The following is a 14,678-nucleotide window of genomic DNA, read 5'->3' on the forward strand; positions in this document are numbered from 1 at the left end:
CGGTTTCGCCGCAGGGGTGCCCTGCCAGTACACCTGTCAGCAGTACCTTCCCCCAGTCCGCCCCAAAGCGTTCCATTGGGAGCGACCCCGAAAGAGACAGAAGGAGCTTCACCTTGCGCGTTCACGCCTATGCTGCACCGGCCGCCGGACGGCCGCTGGCCCCGACGACCATCGAGCGGCGTGACGTCGGCCCGAACGACGTGCTCATCAAGATCGAGTACGCAGGCATCTGCCACTCCGACATCCACACCGTCAACGGCGACTGGGGCGCCCAGCCGTTCCCCGTCGTCCCCGGCCACGAGATCGTCGGCACCGTCGCCGCGACCGGCGCCGACGTCACCCGGCACACGACCGGGGACCGCGTCGGCGTCGGCTGCATGGTCGGCTCCTGCGGCGAGTGCGCCAACTGCCGCAACGGCGACGAGCAGTACTGCGTCGAAGGCATGATCCCCACCTACGCGGGCACCGACCGGGACGGCACCACCACCCAGGGCGGCTACAGCACGCACGTCGTCGTCGACGCCGACTACGTCCTCGCGGTCCCCGACGGCCTCGACCCGGCCGCCGCGGCCCCCCTCCTGTGCGCCGGCATCACCACCTACTCGCCGCTGCGCCGCCGGGGAGCCGGCCCGGACCGCCGCGTCGCCGTCGTCGGCCTCGGCGGCCTCGGCCACATGGCCGTCAAGCTCGCCCACGCGATGGGCGCCGAGGTCACCGTCCTCTCCCAGTCGCTGAAGAAGCGCGAGGACGGCCTCCGCCTGGGCGCCGACCACTACCACGCCACCGCCGACCCCGACACCTTCAAGCGGCTCCGGAACCGGTTCGACCTCATCATCAACACCGTCAGCGCCCCCATCGACGTCGACGCCCACCTCCGGCTCCTCGCCGTCGACGGCGCCCTCGTCAACGTCGGCGCCCCCGCGAAGCGGCTGGACCTCAACGTGTTCAGCCTCCTCAACGGCCGCCGCTCCTACGCCGGATCGATGATCGGCGGCATCGCCGAGACCCAGGAGATGCTCGACTTCTGCGCCGAACACAACATCGGCGCCGACATCGAACTCATCTCCGCGGACTACATCAACCAGGCGTACGAACGCGTCCTCGCCTCGGACGTCCGCTACCGCTTCGTCATCGACGTCGCCACCCTCGGCTGACCCGAAGGTCCGGTCCCCGCCTGGGGACCGGACCTCCCGGCAGCCGGATGCGGCCTCCTGCCGCGTCACTCCGCCGTGGAGCCGCCGCCCGCCACGATGTCGTCGGAGAGCGGCAGCACCACGGCGGCGATCTCGGCGATCGTCCCCTCCGGCACGCCCGCCTCCGCCAGCGCGGCCACCAGATGCTCGGCGACCCGGTCGAAGTGCTCCCGCTCGATCCCGAGCCCGCGGTGGACGTCCTTCATCGTCCTGCCGCCGTACACCATCGGCCCGCCGAGCGCCTGCCCGAAGAACTCGACCTGGCGCCCCTTCACCTTGTTGAGGTTCGTCCCGACGAAGAACACCGCCAGCACGTCGTCGGCGAGGATCCGCTCGTACAGCGAGTCCACGACCGCCGTCAGCCCCTCCTCGCCGCCGACCGACTCATAGATGCCCATCCGCCCTCCCAGCGTCCAGACGTCCGCGCCCCACCGTTATTGGCACCTCGCCAATAGCGCCCACACTACGACGATCACCCCACCCCCGCCAGCCCGAATTCCTCCGACGTGCCACGATCGAGCAAAGCGAGGAGGGCAGCACGGTTTGGAAGTGTTGGCAGTGTGGGCGACCGTCGGGCTCTGTGCATGGGGCGTAGTCGCCGGCCACCTATGGCTCGCGCGCCGTCACTACCCATGGTTGGTGCGCACAGCAGGACCGGGCATCCTTCAAGCCGTCGTCCTCACGCTGGCGGTCCACACGACGGGCATGCTCCTCTTCGTGGCCGTCGCAACCTCGCTCCACCATCTGGACGCGCGGTCTGTACCGCCCTGGCTCGCCGCCTGCCTGTTCGTGTTGGCCGGCATGGCTTACGCACCCCTGGCAGGACTGGCTTTCCCGAACCGCAACCCCCCGTACTACGAGCACATCCGACGGCCTCTGAAAGAAGCGGGTGCAACGCCCGGACAAGAGCGCGCGGTCACTTGGGCGAGCGCACCACTGGCACTGCTCGGCACCGGAGTCCTCATGACGAGCTCGGTAATCCTGCTCGCATCATGACGCCAGCCAGCAAACCACCGACCAAGCACGATGCAAAGGCATCAAGAAACTGAGCAACAGTTCACGGTGGTGTCCCCATCCGGCAGATGCCGGAGAAGGCGGTACGCAACCAGGCATCCATCACCTGGCCGGCTGCGGCGGTGAGGAGGAACCGGCCGCCGCAGTCACGCCGAGTTCGCCTGCGACCGATGGCGGTGACCGTGATCGCGATGGTCGTCGGCGGCATCGACATGGCACGAATGGTGACGCCGCGGCTCAAGCCCGTTGACCCGGACGACGTCAGCACCAGGACCGACGCCCTCGTGTTCCGGGAGGCGCCGGACGGTGCGACCGCCCACCGATCATCTGAACCAAGTGATCACAACCGCGCCCGCCGCCGACACGACGGCCGCTGTGAGAACGGCATCCTGAACCAGTCGAAACGTGGCAAGCGAGTGGCAAACGATCCGTGGAAGGAGTGCCCAAGATCGTCCTGCAGGGCTTTGACCTGGGGAAAGATTGGAGCGGGCGACGGGAATCGAACCCGCGTAGCCAGTTTGGAAGACTGGGGCTCTACCATTGAGCTACGCCCGCGGGGCGCCGGGAGGGCCTGGGCGGTCCTTGTGCGCCATCCGTAGCGTACAGGGTTTCGGGTGCGGTCGTGGTCGCCGGGCGGCGGGCGGGGGCGATCGGCACTAGACTTCGGGCTGCACCCGCGCTCGTGCGTCGGGGTGCGGGCTGTAGCGCAGCTTGGTAGCGCACTGGCTTTGGGTGCCAGGGGTCGTGGGTTCGAATCCCGCCAGCCCGACCATCGGTAGGTTCGTGACCTCGTGGGCATATCCCCCGGACGTACGTCCGGAGGGGGAGACATGAGGGCGGTTCAGTATCGCGAGGTGGGCGGTGCGCCCGAGGTCGTGGGCGTGGCGGATCCGGAGCCGGGGCCCGGGCAGGTGCTGCTGAAGGTGTCGGCGGCCGGGGTGTGCCACTCGGATCTCGAGGTGATGAGCTGGACGGCCGAGCAGTTGACGTTCCCGTTGCCGTTGACGCTCGGGCACGAGGGGGCCGGGACGGTCGAGGCGGTCGGCGACGGGGTGCGCGGGGTCACGATCGGGGAGTCGGTCGCGGTGTACGGCCCGTGGGGGTGCGGGGTGTGCGTGATGTGCGCGCGGGGCAAGGAGAACCTCTGCGTGCGGGCGGACGAGCTGGGGATCCTGCCGCCGGGGCTGGGGGAGCCCGGGGCGATCGCCGAGTACCTCGTGGTCGATGACGTGCGGCATCTCGTGTCGTTGGGCGATCTGGACCCGGTGACGAACGTGCCGCTGACGGACGCGGGGCTGACGCCGTACCACGCGATCAAGGGGGCGCTGCCGAGGCTGGTGCCGGGCAGTGCGGCGGTCGTGATCGGGACGGGCGGGCTCGGGCATGTGGCGATCCAGCTGCTGCGGGCGCTGACGCCCGCGACGGTGATCGCGCTGGACGTGTCGGAGGAGAAGCTGGAGCTGGCGCGGACGGTCGGGGCGCACGAGACGGTGCTGTCGGACGAGCGCGCGGCGGAGCGGGTCCGCGGGATGACGGGCGGGGCGCAGGCGGTGTTCGACTTCGTGGGGGCGCCGCCGACGGTGGCGACCGCCACGTCGGTGGCGGCCGCCGAGGCCGATGTCGTGATCGTGGGGATCGGCGGGGGCGTTGCGCAGGTGGGGTTCGGGGCGATCGCCTTCGACGCCTCGGTGCGGGCCCCCTACTGGGGGTCGCGGAGCGAGCTGATCGAGGTCCTGGAGCTGGCCAGGGCCGGGGTCGTCGACGTCCATGTGGAGACGTACTCGCTGGACGAGGCGCCGAAGGCGTACGAGCGGCTGCGCGCCGGGAAGGTGAACGGGCGGGCCGTCATCCTGCCGAACGGCTGAGGAGGGCGCGGGCGTCGGCGGTCGCGAGCTCCATCGCGCGGGGCAGGCGGTCGGCGTCGCGGCCGCCCGCGTGCGCGACGGGGCCCTTGCCGCCGGCGCCGCCGCCGACCTCGCGCGCCGCGCGGGCGAGGACGTCGCGGGCGGGCGTGCCGAGGCCGGGGCCGAGCGCCGCGACCAGCGTCGCCTTGCCCTTCCGGCGGGTGCCGAGGACGACCGCGTCGGCGTGCGGGAGGAGTCTCGTGGCGACGGCGCGGAGGTCCTCGACGTCGACGATCCGGGTGATGAGGCGGCCGCCCGGGTGGTGCTCCGGGGACGACGCGAGCGCGGTGACGAGGTCGTCGAGCCGCCGGCGCTGGAGGGCCTTGAGTTCGCGCTGCGCTTCGAGGAGGACCTCGATGCGCCGGGCGAGCCGGTCGGGGGGCGCGTCGAGGAGGTCCGCGAGCTCGGTCAGGACGTGCTGCTCGTGGTCGTAGTGCCGGAGCGCGTCGGCGCCGGTGAGCGCCTCGATGCGGCGGAGCCCGGTGCCGATCGAGGATTCGCCGACGATGCGGACGGGCCCGGCCTGCGCGCCGTGGGCGACGTGGGTGCCGCCGCAGAGCTCCCGGGACGCGTCGCCGATGTCCACGATGCGGACGGTGTCGTCGTACTTCTCGCCGAACAGGGCGGTCGCGCCGGCCGCTTCGGCCTCGGTGCGGGACGCCTCCCAGACGCGCACCTGCGGGTCGTCGAGGAGGTAGTCGTTGACGAGGGTCTGGACGGGCGTGACGTCGACGGGGGAGAAGTGCGCGAAGTCGAACCGCAGCCTGCCGGGTTCGACGCGCGAGCCGCGCTGGGCCGCGTGGTCGCCGAGGACGCGGCGCAGCATCGCGTGCAGGACGTGCGTCGCGCTGTGCGAGCGGGCCGCGGCGGTGCGGCGGTCGGCGTCGACGACCGCGTGGCCCGGGGTGTCCGGGCGCAGCTCGCCGTCCACGACGCGGACGGTGTGGACGTGCAGGCCGAGCTCGGGGCGGGTGTCCAGCACGCGGAGGGTGCCGGCGGGGGTGCGGATCTCGCCGGTGTCGCCGACCTGGCCGCCGCTTTCGGCGTAGAACGGGCTGCGGTCGAGGACCACTTCGAGTTCGTCGCCCGCGGACGCGCCGGTGCGGTCGACGAGGGACAGGACGCGCGTCTCCGCCTCGGTGGCGTCGTGGCCGACGAACTCGGTGCGGCCGTGCTCGGTGAGGACGCGGCGGTAGAGGTCGCGGCGCGCGACCGCGGTGTCCTTGGTGTCCCGGCCGGCGTCGCGGGCGCGGCGGCGGCGCTCCTCGACGAGTTCGCCGAACCTGTCCTCGTCGACGGTGAGGCCCGCGGAGCGCGCCGCGTCGAGGGTGAGGTCGATGGGGAAGCCGTAGGAGTCCTGCAGCTTGAACGCGGTCTCGCCGGAGAGCGTGCCGGACGAGCGGGAGATCGCGGTGTCGAGGAAGCGGGTGCCCTGCCGGAGCGTCTGCTCGAAGCCCTCCTCCTCGGACGCGACGACGTGCCGGATCAGCTCCGCGTGCGACGCGAGTTCCGGCCACGTCCCGCCGAGGTTGTCGACGACGCTCGCGGTGAGGGGCGGCAGCGCGTCGTCGATGCCGAGGCGGCGGGCGTGCAGGATCGCGCGGCGCATCAGCCGGCGCAGGACGTGCCCGCGCCCGTCGGGGGACGGCAGGACGCCGTCGGCGATGAGGAACGCGATGGAGCGGGAGTGCTCGGCGACGATGCGGAAGGACACGGGCTCGTCGGCGTAGTCGCGGTCCGCGCGTTCCCGGACGAGGCGGAGGGTGGGGCCGACGAGGTCGGTCTCGCACACGCCGTCCGCGCCTTGCAGGATCGCGGCGAGGCGGTCGAGGCCGAGCCCGGTGTCGATGTTCTTCGCGGGCAGTTCGCCGAGGATCGGGTAGCCGTCCTTGGCGGGTCCTTCGCCGCGGAGGTTCTGCATGAAGACGAGGTTCCACAGCTCCTGGTAGCGCTCCCCGTCCACGGCGGGTCCGCCCTCGCGGCCGTAGCGGGGGCCGCGGTCGTAGTGCAGTTCCGAGGACGGGCCGCAGGGGCCGGGAATGCCCATCGACCAGTAGTTGTCCTTCATTCCGAGCCGCTGGATGCGGTCGGACGGGACGCCGATGCGGCGCCACAGCCGGACGGATTCGTCGTCGTCCAGATAGACCGTGACCCAGAGCCGGTCGGGGTCGAGACCGAAGTGCCCGGTGAGCAGCTCCCACGACCAGGAGATCGCCTCCTGCTTGAAGTAGTCGCCGAAGGAGAAATTGCCGAGCATCTCGAAGAACGTGGTGTGCCGCGCGGTGCGGCCGACGTTCTCGATGTCGGAGGTGCGGACGCATTTCTGCACGGTCATCGCCCGGGGGTGGCCGGGCGTCGACTCGCCGAGGAAGTACGGCTTGAACTGGTTCATCCCCGCGTTCGCCAGCAGCAGCGTCGGATCGGACGGGACGAGCGGGCTGGACGGGACGGCGCGGTGGTCGCGCTCGCGGAAGAAGTCGAGAAAGGTCGTGCGGATGTCAGAAGAGCGCATGGAACGGCCTCACGAGGTCGATGGGACAACGGCGCACACCGCCGAGCCGGGCCGGGCACGACTGCTCGTTCCCCAGCTCGGCGCGGCTAGCTCGCCGCCCCACCTCGTGAAAGGCCATCGGACTTCCTGACTCGCGGACGTTCTTCGCACCGTAGCGCACGGAAAGCGTGATCGGCACGTTCTTTTAACGTCTACGGTGACGGGCGTGTACGACTATGTGGGTCCGGCCGAGTTGTTCGACAGGGCCGTTCCGGGCAGGGTCGGCGAACCGGTCGGATCGCCGGCGGACGTCGAGGGGCTGGACGACGAGCCCCGCACCTACGTCGTCGATCTGGACGGCGTCCTGCGGATCGCGCCCCGGCGCAGCGAGCACGTGTCGTGCGCGGGCGGGCGTCCGGTCCTGGCGGCGGGCGAGATCGCGTTCGGGGACGGCCGGGTGGCGGAGGTGACGAACCAGTCGACGGGCTACTGCCCGGGGCCGGAGTCGTGGCCGGCGGTCGCGGGCGCCCTCGACCGCGCGGGGATCGGCCGTCCGGACGGCTTCACGCACGTGTTCGTCTTCCGCCGCTGCCCGTCCTGCGCGGAGCTCAACGTGGTGAAGGACGGGCATTTCGTGTGCGTCTTCTGCGACGCCGACCTCCCGGCGCGCTGACCCGTCCGGCTACCCGGGGCCGTCCGCGAGGACGCGGGGGAGCGCGTCGAGGCCGGTGATGCGGACGACGCCCGCGTGGTCGGGCGCGGGGCCGTCCGAGCGGTCGAGCCAGACGCCGGTCAGCCCGGCGGCCGCGGCGCCCCGCGCGTCGGTGGCCAGGCGGTCGCCGACGTAGGCGACGGCGCCGGGCGCCAGCCCGAGCCCGGCGCAGGCCGTGTGGAAGATCTCCGCGGCGGGCTTGGCGCAGCCGGCCTCGCTGGACGCGGTGAGGTGCGGCAGCAGCTCCGCGAGCCCGGTCCGCGCGAGCTTCGCGCGCTGCTGCCGGACGTCCCCGTTGGTGATCACGCCGAGCGGCAGGCCGCGCGCCGCGAGCGCCGCCAGGGCGCCGGGGGCGTCCGGGGACGCCCGCCACGCGGCCTCGTAGCGGACGGTGTAGGCGGCGAACCACGCGTCGGCCCGCGCGTCGTCCCAGGTGCCGAGGCCCAGCTCGTCCGCCAGCGCGGTGATGCGGGCGCGGCGCTGCCCGGTGAAGTCGAGCTCGCCCGCGAGGTACCGCTCCACCGCCGCCTCGCCGAGCTCGTTCCAGCGGGGGACGAGCCACGCGGCGTCGACGCCGGGGAACGCCCCGGCGATCGCCGCCGCGGCGGAGCCGTCGTGGTCGACGAGCGTCCCGTCGAGGTCGAACAGCACCGCTTCGATGTCGCGCACGGTACGCACCCTAGACGGCCCGCCCCGAAAACCCGGGTGAATCGGCCCAAAGGCTCTGGGACCATCCGGAGCGTGGATTTCGCCGGGGATTTCGAGACGCACGTGACCGTTCACGGGGATGCCCGCGCCGTCGCGGACTGGGCGGCGGCGCGCGGCGTGAAGTTCGCCCACATCGTGCTGGAGCGCGGCCGGGTCGCGTCGCAGCCGATGCTGACGCTGACCTGTTCGGGGACCCTGGACGACGCGCGGGCCCAGGCGGCGCGCACCGCGCTCGACCTGCGGGCGGACGGCTTCGCGGCGGCCCGCGTGAAGATCGAGGCGGCGCCGTGGAACGCGGGCGTCCCCGCCGCCGACGACGAGGCCCTCGACCCCGCGCGCTACTTCGAGCACCACGTGAAGCTCCTCCTCGCCCCGGACGCCGCCGCCGCGCCGGGGCTCGCGGAGGTCGTCGGCCCGCACGCGGCGCACGTGTCGCGCAACGCCCGCCGCGTCCGGACGGACGGACGCGCGGAGCGGTTCGTCACCCAGCGCTGCCGGCGGGTCGGGGCGCGCACGGCGGGCGCCCGCCTGGACGCCCTGACCGGCGCGCTGCGGGCCCGCGGGTTCGAGATCGTCGAGGTGGAGCGCGAGTTCGTCGTGTTCGACGGCGACGAGTCCCTGGACGACGGCTGGATCGAGGAGCGGCGGTGAGCGGCTACCGCGCCGCGCCGTCGTACGACGAGCCGGTGTTCGGCACCCCGCAGGAGCGGGCCGACTGGCGCGCCGCGCGGTGGGAGGCGCTGGGGCACGTCCTGTCGGCGGTCTCGGAGTCGCCGTGGGCGGACGACCTGGTGCTGCGGGGCAGCGTGCTGCTGCGGGCCTGGTACGGGGACGCCGCGCGCGACCCCGGGGACGTCGACTTCGTGGTGCTCCCGTCCGACCTGCACGCGCGCGACTGGTGGTCCCGGGGCGTTCTGGACGGGGTCGAGCGGCTGGTGACGTACCGGACGGGTTACGAGGAGATCGAGGTGGACGGCACCGCCGCGGAGCGGTCGGAGCTCTGGCCGTACTCGGACTCGCCGGGCGTGCGGCTGTCGATGCGGTGGCGGTCGGACGCGGGGCCGCGCGGGAGGATCCAGGCCGACTTCTCGTTCGGCGAGCCGCTGCCGGCGGAGCCGGACCTCGTGCTGGTGCCGGTGCCGGGCGGGGTGGACGGGCCGCACGAGGTGCCGCTGCGCTGCGCGGCGCCCGGGCTGTCGCTGGCCTGGAAGGTGCGCTGGCTGCTCGCCGACTCCGTGCCCCAGCCCAAGGACCTGTACGACGCGTGGCTGCTCGCGGGCGACGCCCGCCTCGACACCGGCCTCGTCGACGGGCTGGAGCATTTCGACCCGGAGCGGATCAAACTCCTCCGGTTCGACGCGAGGCGGTTCGCGGACGCGTGCCCGCAGGCCGACGGGCCGCCCGAGCGGTACGTCCGGGAGCTGGCGGAACGGCTCGCGTGACCGTCCGTCCGCGCCCGTGACCCGGCGCCCGTCACCCGGCGCCCGTGAGCGGGGGAGCGGGCGCCGGGCGACCGGACGCCGGGAAGGGACGGGCCCCCGACCGGCGTCCGGGGTGGGTCGGGGGCCCGCGTGGCTCGGCCGGCGGGGGCCGGGAGGTCCCCCGCGCCTCGATCAGCCGAGACCGTTCCTCATGGCGGTGATCAGCTCACCTCCCGTGGTGTCGCCGCTCAGCTCCCAGAAGAAGGCCCCGCCAAGGCCCTCGTCCGAGGCCCAGCGCATCTTGCCGTCGATGGTGGAGGGCGTGTCGTAGCTCCACCACTGGCTGCCGCACTTGGCGTACGCGGTCCCGGCGACGGTGCCGGTCGCGGGGCAGCGGCTCTTGAGGACCTTGTAGTCCTCGATGCCCGCCTCGTAGGTGCCGGGCGCGGCGCCGGTGGCGGTGCCGCCCGGCTCGGACTGCGTGACGCCGGTCCAGCCGCGCCCGTAGAAGCCGATGCCGAGCAGCAGCTTGTCCGCGGGGACGCCCATCGCGGTGAGCTTCGCCATGGTGTCGGCGGAGTTGAAGCCCTGCTGCGGGATGCCGGGGTAGGACGTCAGCGGGGAGTGCGGCGCCGTCGGGCCCTGCGCGGCCCACGCCCCGAAGAAGTCGTAGGTCATCGGCAGGTACCAGTCGACGTACTGGGCGGCGCCCGCGTAGTCGGCCTTCTCCAGCTTGCCGCCGTCGCTGGCGTCGGCGGTGATCGCGGCCGTGACCAGGTTGCCGTCGCCGAACCGGCCGCGCAGGGCGCGCATGAGGTTCTCGAACGCCTCGGGCCCGCTGGTGTCGCAGGTGAGGCCGCAGGCGTTCGGGTACTCCCAGTCGATGTCGATGCCGTCGAAGACGTCCGCCCAGCGCGGGTCCTCGACCAGGTTGTAGCAGGACTCGGCGAACGCCTGCGGGTTCTGCGCGGCCTGGCCGAAGCCGCCCGACCAGGTCCAGCCGCCGAAGGACCAGATGACCTTGATGTGCGGGTACATCTTCTTCAGCTTGCGGAGCTGGTTGAAGCTGCCCTTGAGCTCCTGGTCCCAGGTGTCGGCGACGCCGTCCACGCTCTGGTCGGCGGTGTACGCCTTCTCGTAGTCGGCGAACGAGTCGCCGATCGTGCAGCGGCCGTTCTGGACGTTGCCGAACGCGTAGTTGATGTGGGTGAGCTTCTCGGCCGAGCCGCTCGTGTGGATGTTCTTGACGTGGTAGTTGCGCTGGTAGATGCCCCACTGCGCGAAGTAGCCGATGACCTTGTCGCCGCCGGGTCCGGGCTGGCCGCCGCCCGCGTCGGTGGTGACGGACACGGCGTTGGACGCGGCGGACACGTTCCCGGCGGCGTCGCGGGCCTTGACGGTGAACGTGTAGGCGGTCTCGGCGGTGAGGCCGGTGACGGTGGCCTCGGTGCCGGTCACCGTCTGGACCTTGGCGGAACCGCTGTAGACGTCGTAGCCGGTGACGCCGACGTCGTCGGTGGAGGCGGTCCAGGCCAGCGCGACGGTGGTGGCGGTCTTGCCGGTGGAGCGCAGGCCGCTCGGGGCGGTCGGCGCCGCGGTGTCGCCGCCGGGCCCGCCGGAGCCGTCGCAGGCGGCGCCGTTGACGGTGCAGCCGGTGAACCAGCCGGGTCCGGTGCCGCTGAACCCGAAGGAGACGCCGGCGCCCGCCGCGACGGTGCCGTTCCAGCCCGCGTTGGTGAAGGTGTACCGGTTTCCGGAGACGGTCTTCGTCGCGTTCCAGGTGGCGCCGACGGACGTCCCGGACGGCAGGTCGCCCGTGAGCGTCCAGCCGTCGATCGCGGCGTCCGTCCCGTTGGTGATCGTGCAGCGGCCCTCGAAGCCGGTGCCCCAGTCGGAGGTCTTGGTGCAGGTGGCGGTGACGGTTCCGGCCGACGCCGCCGGGAGCGCCGTGAGGAGTCCGCCGGCCGCCGCGAGGACGGCCGCGCCCGCGAGCGCGATGGCCCGCCGTACGCCCGGTCTTGACATGATTCTCCGTTCGTTCGGCCCCCGAGCAAACAGGAATCCCCGCTCAACTCTTAGGAAACTTTCCTAAGAATTGTGGCGATGGTAACCGGGCGGATCCGGCCGTTCAAGGGCCGGATCGGGGGCCGCGCGGCCCCGCGCGGGCGGTGCGGGCGCTGGTCCGGGCGTCGGCCTGCACACGTACGTACCGGGCGCGCGGCGGAAAAAGTTCAGGCCCCGCCGAACCAGCCGGGCACGTCCAGCCGCCACGGGTCGGCGGGCGTGAGGGCGCGGAGGTCGTCCTCCAGGGCGCGGACGCGCTCCGGGCCGAGCCGCCGCGCCCAGTCGGCGCGGACGCGCTCGAACGCCTCCTCGGAGCGCCGCAGGGCGTCGGCGGCCCGGGGCGTGAGCCGGACGGTCTTGCGGCGCGCGTCGCCGGGGTCGGGCACCCGCTCGACGTAGCCGATGCGCTCCAGCGACTCGATCATCTTGCCCGCGGCCTGCTTGGACACGCCGAGCCGGCGGCCCAGCTCGGCGGCCGAGGAGCCGCCGCGCATGATCGCCTGGAAGACGAACCCGTGCGTCGGGCGCAGGTCGGGGTGGCCGTGGGCGGCCAGGTCGGCGTGGACCTCGTCGATGGACGCGCGGAACGCCAGGAACATCCGCAGCGGCAGCTCGAAGCCGGGGGACTCGCTTGACATGAAAGACAACCTCGTTGACTATATAGACAACCTCATTGCCTAACTTAGGGGATGCCCCCATGACTCTCGTCCGCGATGCCGAAGCCCGCCGCACCGAAACCCCGAACGGGACGATGACCACGTTCGCCACCCCCACCCAGGGCGGCACCGCCGGGCTCGCCGTCTGGCGCGTCGACGTCCTCCCCGGGAAGACCGGCCCCCGGCACGCCTTCGACACCGAGCAGGTCTGGACGTTCCTGGACGGCGCGGCCACCGTCGACGTCGGCGGCCGCACGGAGCGCGTCGGCCCCGGCGACACGCTCGTCCTGCCCGCCGACGTCGCCCGGCAGATGACCGCCGGCGCGGAGACCGGCTTCACCGCCGTCGTCGCCGCGCCCGCCGGCTGCCTCGTCTACGACCCGGACGCGCTCGTGGACGACACCAAGTGCGACATCGCGCCGCAGGGGGACGAGCGCCTCGTCCCGCCCTGGGCGCGGTGACGGCCGTCCGGCCCGTCCGGACCCGGGGCTAACCGGCGTTCAGGTAGGCCAGGACGGCCAGGACGCGCCGGTTGTCGTCCTCCGACGGGGGCAGCCCGAGCTTGCCGAAGATGCTGTTCGTGTGCTTGCTGACCGCCTTCTCGGTGACGAACATCCGCGCGGCGATCGCCGCGTTCGTCCGTCCCTCGGCCATCAGCCCGAGCACCTCGCGCTCGCGGGGGGTCAGCGCCTGCAGCGGCTCCTCGCGGGCGTGCCGGGTGAGCAGCTGGGCGACGACGTCCGGGTCGAGGGCGGTGCCGCCGTCGGCGACCCGGCGCACCGCCTCGACGAACTGCTTCACGTCCGACACCCGGTCCTTGAGCAGGTAGCCGATGCCGCCGCCGCGGTCGGACAGCAGCTCCCGCGCGTACAGCTGCTCGACGTGCTGCGACAGCACCAGCACCGGCAGGCCGGGGATCTTCCGCCGCGCGTCCAGCGCCGCCTTCAGCCCCTCGTCGGTGAACGTCGGCGGCAGCCGGACGTCCACCACCGCGACGTCCGGCCGGTGCGTCGTCAGCGCCCGCAGCAGCGACGGGCCGTTGTCGACCGCCTCGACCACCTCGAAGCCGAACGCCTCGAGGATCCTGATCAGGCCGTCCCGGAGGAGGGCGAGGTCCTCGGCGATGACAACGCGCACGGCAGCTCCATGGTCACGACGGTCGGGCCTCCGGTCGGGCTCGTCACCGCCATGGTCCCATCGAACGCGGCCAGCCGGCGCTCGATCCCGCGCAGCCCGCTGCCGCCCGCCGGGTCCGCCCCGCCCGTCCCGTCGTCCCCGACGATCACGAGCAGGCGGGCGCCGTCGTGCTCCACCTGCACCCAGGCGCGCCGCGCGGCCGAGTGCTTCACCACGTTGGCGAGGGTCTCGGCGACCGCGAAGTAGGCCGCCGACTCCACCGGGGCGTCGGCGCGGCCGGGCAGCCCGATCCGCACGTCCACCGGCAGCGGCAGGGTCAGCGCCAGCGCCGCCACCGCGCCCTCCAGCCCCCGCTCGGCCAGCACCGGCGGATGGATGCCCCGCACCAGGTCGCGCAGCTCCGTCAGCGCGGTGCCGCCCGCCTCCCGCGCCTCGGCGAGCAGCTTCGCGGCCGTCTCCGGGTCGTGCTTCAGCATCTCCTCCGCCAGCCCGATGTTCATGCTCAGCGCGACCAGCCGCGCCTGCGCGCCGTCGTGCAGGTCGCGCTCGATCCGGCGCAGCTCGGCGGCCGACGCGTCCACCGTCTCCGACCGCGTCTCGGTGAGCCGCTCCACCCGCGCGGCCAGCGCGCCCCGCGTCGGCGCGAGCAGCGACCGGCAGAACAGCGCGTGCCCCTTGAGGAAGGCCGTCCCCGCCGGGACCGACACCGCGACGAGCGCCGCGCCGAGCACGATCGTCCCGGCGAAGCCGAGCGCGCCCCAGTCGTCCAGCATCCAGAACGGGCCCCAGCCGTAGTCGATCACCTGCGCCAGCCACGGCGCGACGAGCACGCCCTCCAGCCCGTACACGGTCAGCCCGCCGCCGAGGACCCCGAGGACGAGCCCGAGCGGGGCGTTCAGCAGCGCCCACAGCAGGTCGCGCCACGTCGCCGGGTCGCCGAGCAGCCACCCCAGCCGCCGCCACGGACCCAGCCGGCCGGACGGCCGGGGCCGGTGGGGCGCCGGGATCCGCACCCCCGACCAGTCCGCCGCCCACAGCCGCTGCTGGTTCGTCACGCCGCGCAGCGCGAGCACCGCGACCGGCGTCAGGAAGACGCCCGCGCCGAGCGGGATGAGCAGGATCGACAGCACCGTCAGGATGAACAGCGGGAGCCCGACCGCGCACGCCACCACGACCTGGACCAGCCCTCGCACGAAGTTGAGGAAGGCGCGCTCGGCGAAACCTCCCCGGCGATCGGCGGGCCGCTCGTGCTCGTTCAACGTTCCTCCAGGCGTCCGAGGGTGCTCTGCGCCCATTTTCGGACCCCGCGCCGCGGACGGCAGTGGGCTCAGGCCCCCGATCCGCGAAAGGCGGGGTGGAGTTATGCCTACCCTCTCCC

At 73.1% G+C, this 14,678-nt stretch carries 15 protein-coding genes and 2 tRNA genes; 8 read left to right on the forward strand and 9 right to left on the reverse strand.

Going from position 1 to position 14,678, the window contains the following annotated elements:
- The first annotated feature begins 113 nt into the window (after positions 1-113).
- Positions 114-1,154, forward strand: coding sequence for an NAD(P)-dependent alcohol dehydrogenase (locus tag H505_RS0126020; protein WP_026404325.1), 1,041 nt, complete (start codon positions 114-116; stop codon positions 1,152-1,154).
- A 65-nt stretch (positions 1,155-1,219) separates the two neighbouring features.
- Here H505_RS0126020 and H505_RS0126025 read toward each other — a convergent pair whose 3' ends face one another.
- On the reverse strand, positions 1,220-1,591 hold the full coding sequence (locus H505_RS0126025; RefSeq protein WP_051301176.1) for a group I truncated hemoglobin: 372 nt from the start codon (positions 1,589-1,591) through the stop codon (positions 1,220-1,222).
- Between the two features lie 241 nt (positions 1,592-1,832).
- Between H505_RS0126025 and H505_RS50065 the strand changes: the two genes are divergently transcribed.
- Positions 1,833-2,189 (forward strand): hypothetical protein, encoded by a 357-nt coding sequence (locus H505_RS50065; RefSeq protein ID WP_157433128.1) that lies wholly within the window; start codon positions 1,833-1,835, stop codon positions 2,187-2,189.
- A 61-nt stretch (positions 2,190-2,250) separates the two neighbouring features.
- Here the strand turns inward: H505_RS50065 and H505_RS0126030 are convergent, their stop codons facing one another.
- Entirely contained in the window at positions 2,251-2,421 is a 171-nt protein-coding gene (locus tag H505_RS0126030; RefSeq protein ID WP_157433129.1) for a hypothetical protein, read from the reverse strand.
- A gap of 267 nt (positions 2,422-2,688) precedes the next feature.
- A tRNA-Gly gene (locus tag H505_RS0126035) sits at positions 2,689-2,762 on the reverse strand.
- A gap of 140 nt (positions 2,763-2,902) precedes the next feature.
- Here H505_RS0126035 and H505_RS0126040 point away from each other — a divergent pair.
- Both H505_RS0126040 and H505_RS0126045 read left to right on the forward strand, forming a co-directional pair.
- Positions 2,903-2,979 (forward strand) — tRNA-Pro (locus H505_RS0126040).
- A 58-nt stretch (positions 2,980-3,037) separates the two neighbouring features.
- Positions 3,038-4,072 (forward strand): NAD(P)-dependent alcohol dehydrogenase, encoded by a 1,035-nt coding sequence (locus H505_RS0126045; RefSeq protein ID WP_026404328.1) that lies wholly within the window; start codon positions 3,038-3,040, stop codon positions 4,070-4,072.
- On the opposite strand, the gene alaS is transcribed toward H505_RS0126045, so the two are convergent.
- Positions 4,053-6,623 carry an alanine--tRNA ligase gene (alaS, locus tag H505_RS0126050; protein WP_026404329.1) on the reverse strand — a complete coding sequence of 857 codons (2,571 nt, stop codon included), beginning with the start codon at positions 6,621-6,623 and terminating at the stop codon, positions 4,053-4,055. The two genes, H505_RS0126045 and alaS, sit on opposite strands and share 20 nt — an antisense overlap.
- Positions 6,624-6,828: 205 nt before the next feature.
- On the opposite strand from alaS, the gene H505_RS0126055 reads away from it, so the two are divergent.
- Positions 6,829-7,275, forward strand: coding sequence for a hypothetical protein (locus tag H505_RS0126055; protein WP_233617611.1), 447 nt, complete (start codon positions 6,829-6,831; stop codon positions 7,273-7,275).
- A 9-nt stretch (positions 7,276-7,284) separates the two neighbouring features.
- On the opposite strand, the gene H505_RS0126060 is transcribed toward H505_RS0126055, so the two are convergent.
- Positions 7,285-7,983, reverse strand: a complete 699-nt coding sequence (locus tag H505_RS0126060; RefSeq protein ID WP_026404331.1) for an HAD family hydrolase — start codon at positions 7,981-7,983, stop codon at positions 7,285-7,287.
- Between the two features lie 72 nt (positions 7,984-8,055).
- On the opposite strand from H505_RS0126060, the gene H505_RS0126065 reads away from it, so the two are divergent.
- Positions 8,056-8,673: a hypothetical protein gene (locus H505_RS0126065; RefSeq protein ID WP_034519857.1), complete on the forward strand. Its 618-nt coding sequence runs from the start codon at positions 8,056-8,058 to the stop codon at positions 8,671-8,673.
- A complete protein-coding gene (locus tag H505_RS44415; RefSeq protein ID WP_051301177.1) occupies positions 8,670-9,464 on the forward strand; it encodes a nucleotidyl transferase AbiEii/AbiGii toxin family protein in 795 nt (264 codons plus the stop codon). Before H505_RS0126065 ends, H505_RS44415 begins: the two co-directional genes overlap by 4 nt.
- 171 nt (positions 9,465-9,635) lie before the next feature.
- Here H505_RS44415 and H505_RS0126075 read toward each other — a convergent pair whose 3' ends face one another.
- Together H505_RS0126075 and H505_RS0126080 are read right to left on the reverse strand one after the other, a co-directional pair.
- The gene (locus tag H505_RS0126075) at positions 9,636-11,468 is read right to left on the reverse strand and encodes a glycoside hydrolase family 18 chitinase (RefSeq protein ID WP_051301178.1); all 1,833 of its coding nucleotides are present in this window, start codon (positions 11,466-11,468) and stop codon (positions 9,636-9,638) included.
- Positions 11,469-11,674: 206 nt separating this feature from the next.
- Positions 11,675-12,145 carry a MarR family winged helix-turn-helix transcriptional regulator gene (locus H505_RS0126080; RefSeq protein WP_026404334.1) on the reverse strand — a complete coding sequence of 157 codons (471 nt, stop codon included), beginning with the start codon at positions 12,143-12,145 and terminating at the stop codon, positions 11,675-11,677.
- Positions 12,146-12,204: 59 nt separating this feature from the next.
- Here H505_RS0126080 and H505_RS0126085 point away from each other — a divergent pair, with 59 nt between their 5' ends.
- Complete coding sequence (locus H505_RS0126085) at positions 12,205-12,624, forward strand: cupin domain-containing protein (protein ID WP_026404335.1); 420 nt, start codon at positions 12,205-12,207, stop codon at positions 12,622-12,624.
- 28 nt (positions 12,625-12,652) lie between these two features.
- Here the strand turns inward: H505_RS0126085 and H505_RS0126090 are convergent, their stop codons facing one another.
- Complete coding sequence (locus H505_RS0126090; RefSeq protein ID WP_026404336.1) at positions 12,653-13,300, reverse strand: LuxR C-terminal-related transcriptional regulator; 648 nt, start codon at positions 13,298-13,300, stop codon at positions 12,653-12,655.
- Positions 13,252-14,559: a sensor histidine kinase gene (locus H505_RS44420; protein WP_245592632.1), complete on the reverse strand. Its 1,308-nt coding sequence runs from the start codon at positions 14,557-14,559 to the stop codon at positions 13,252-13,254. The genes H505_RS0126090 and H505_RS44420 overlap by 49 nt, the downstream gene beginning before the upstream one ends.
- Positions 14,560-14,678: the final 119 nt, after the last annotated feature.

Origin of the sequence: Actinomadura rifamycini DSM 43936 (assembly GCF_000425065.1) — a bacterium.
In the GTDB taxonomy this organism is placed as follows: domain Bacteria; phylum Actinomycetota; class Actinomycetes; order Streptosporangiales; family Streptosporangiaceae; genus Spirillospora; species Spirillospora rifamycini.

Excerpts from the sequence above, each read along its gene's own strand:
- alaS (WP_026404329.1), bottom strand. The coding sequence starts at position 6,623 with ATGCGCTCTTCTGACATCCGCACGACCTTTCTCGACTTCTTCCGCGAG.
- H505_RS0126030 (WP_157433129.1), bottom strand. The coding sequence starts at position 2,421 with ATGTCGATGCCGCCGACGACCATCGCGATCACGGTCACCGCCATCGGT.
- H505_RS0126075 (WP_051301178.1), bottom strand. The coding sequence starts at position 11,468 with ATGTCAAGACCGGGCGTACGGCGGGCCATCGCGCTCGCGGGCGCGGCC.
- H505_RS0126045 (WP_026404328.1), top strand. The coding sequence starts at position 3,038 with ATGAGGGCGGTTCAGTATCGCGAGGTGGGCGGTGCGCCCGAGGTCGTG.
- H505_RS0126085 (WP_026404335.1), top strand. The coding sequence starts at position 12,205 with ATGACTCTCGTCCGCGATGCCGAAGCCCGCCGCACCGAAACCCCGAAC.
- H505_RS0126080 (WP_026404334.1), bottom strand. The coding sequence starts at position 12,145 with ATGTCAAGCGAGTCCCCCGGCTTCGAGCTGCCGCTGCGGATGTTCCTG.
- H505_RS0126025 (WP_051301176.1), bottom strand. The coding sequence starts at position 1,591 with ATGGGCATCTATGAGTCGGTCGGCGGCGAGGAGGGGCTGACGGCGGTC.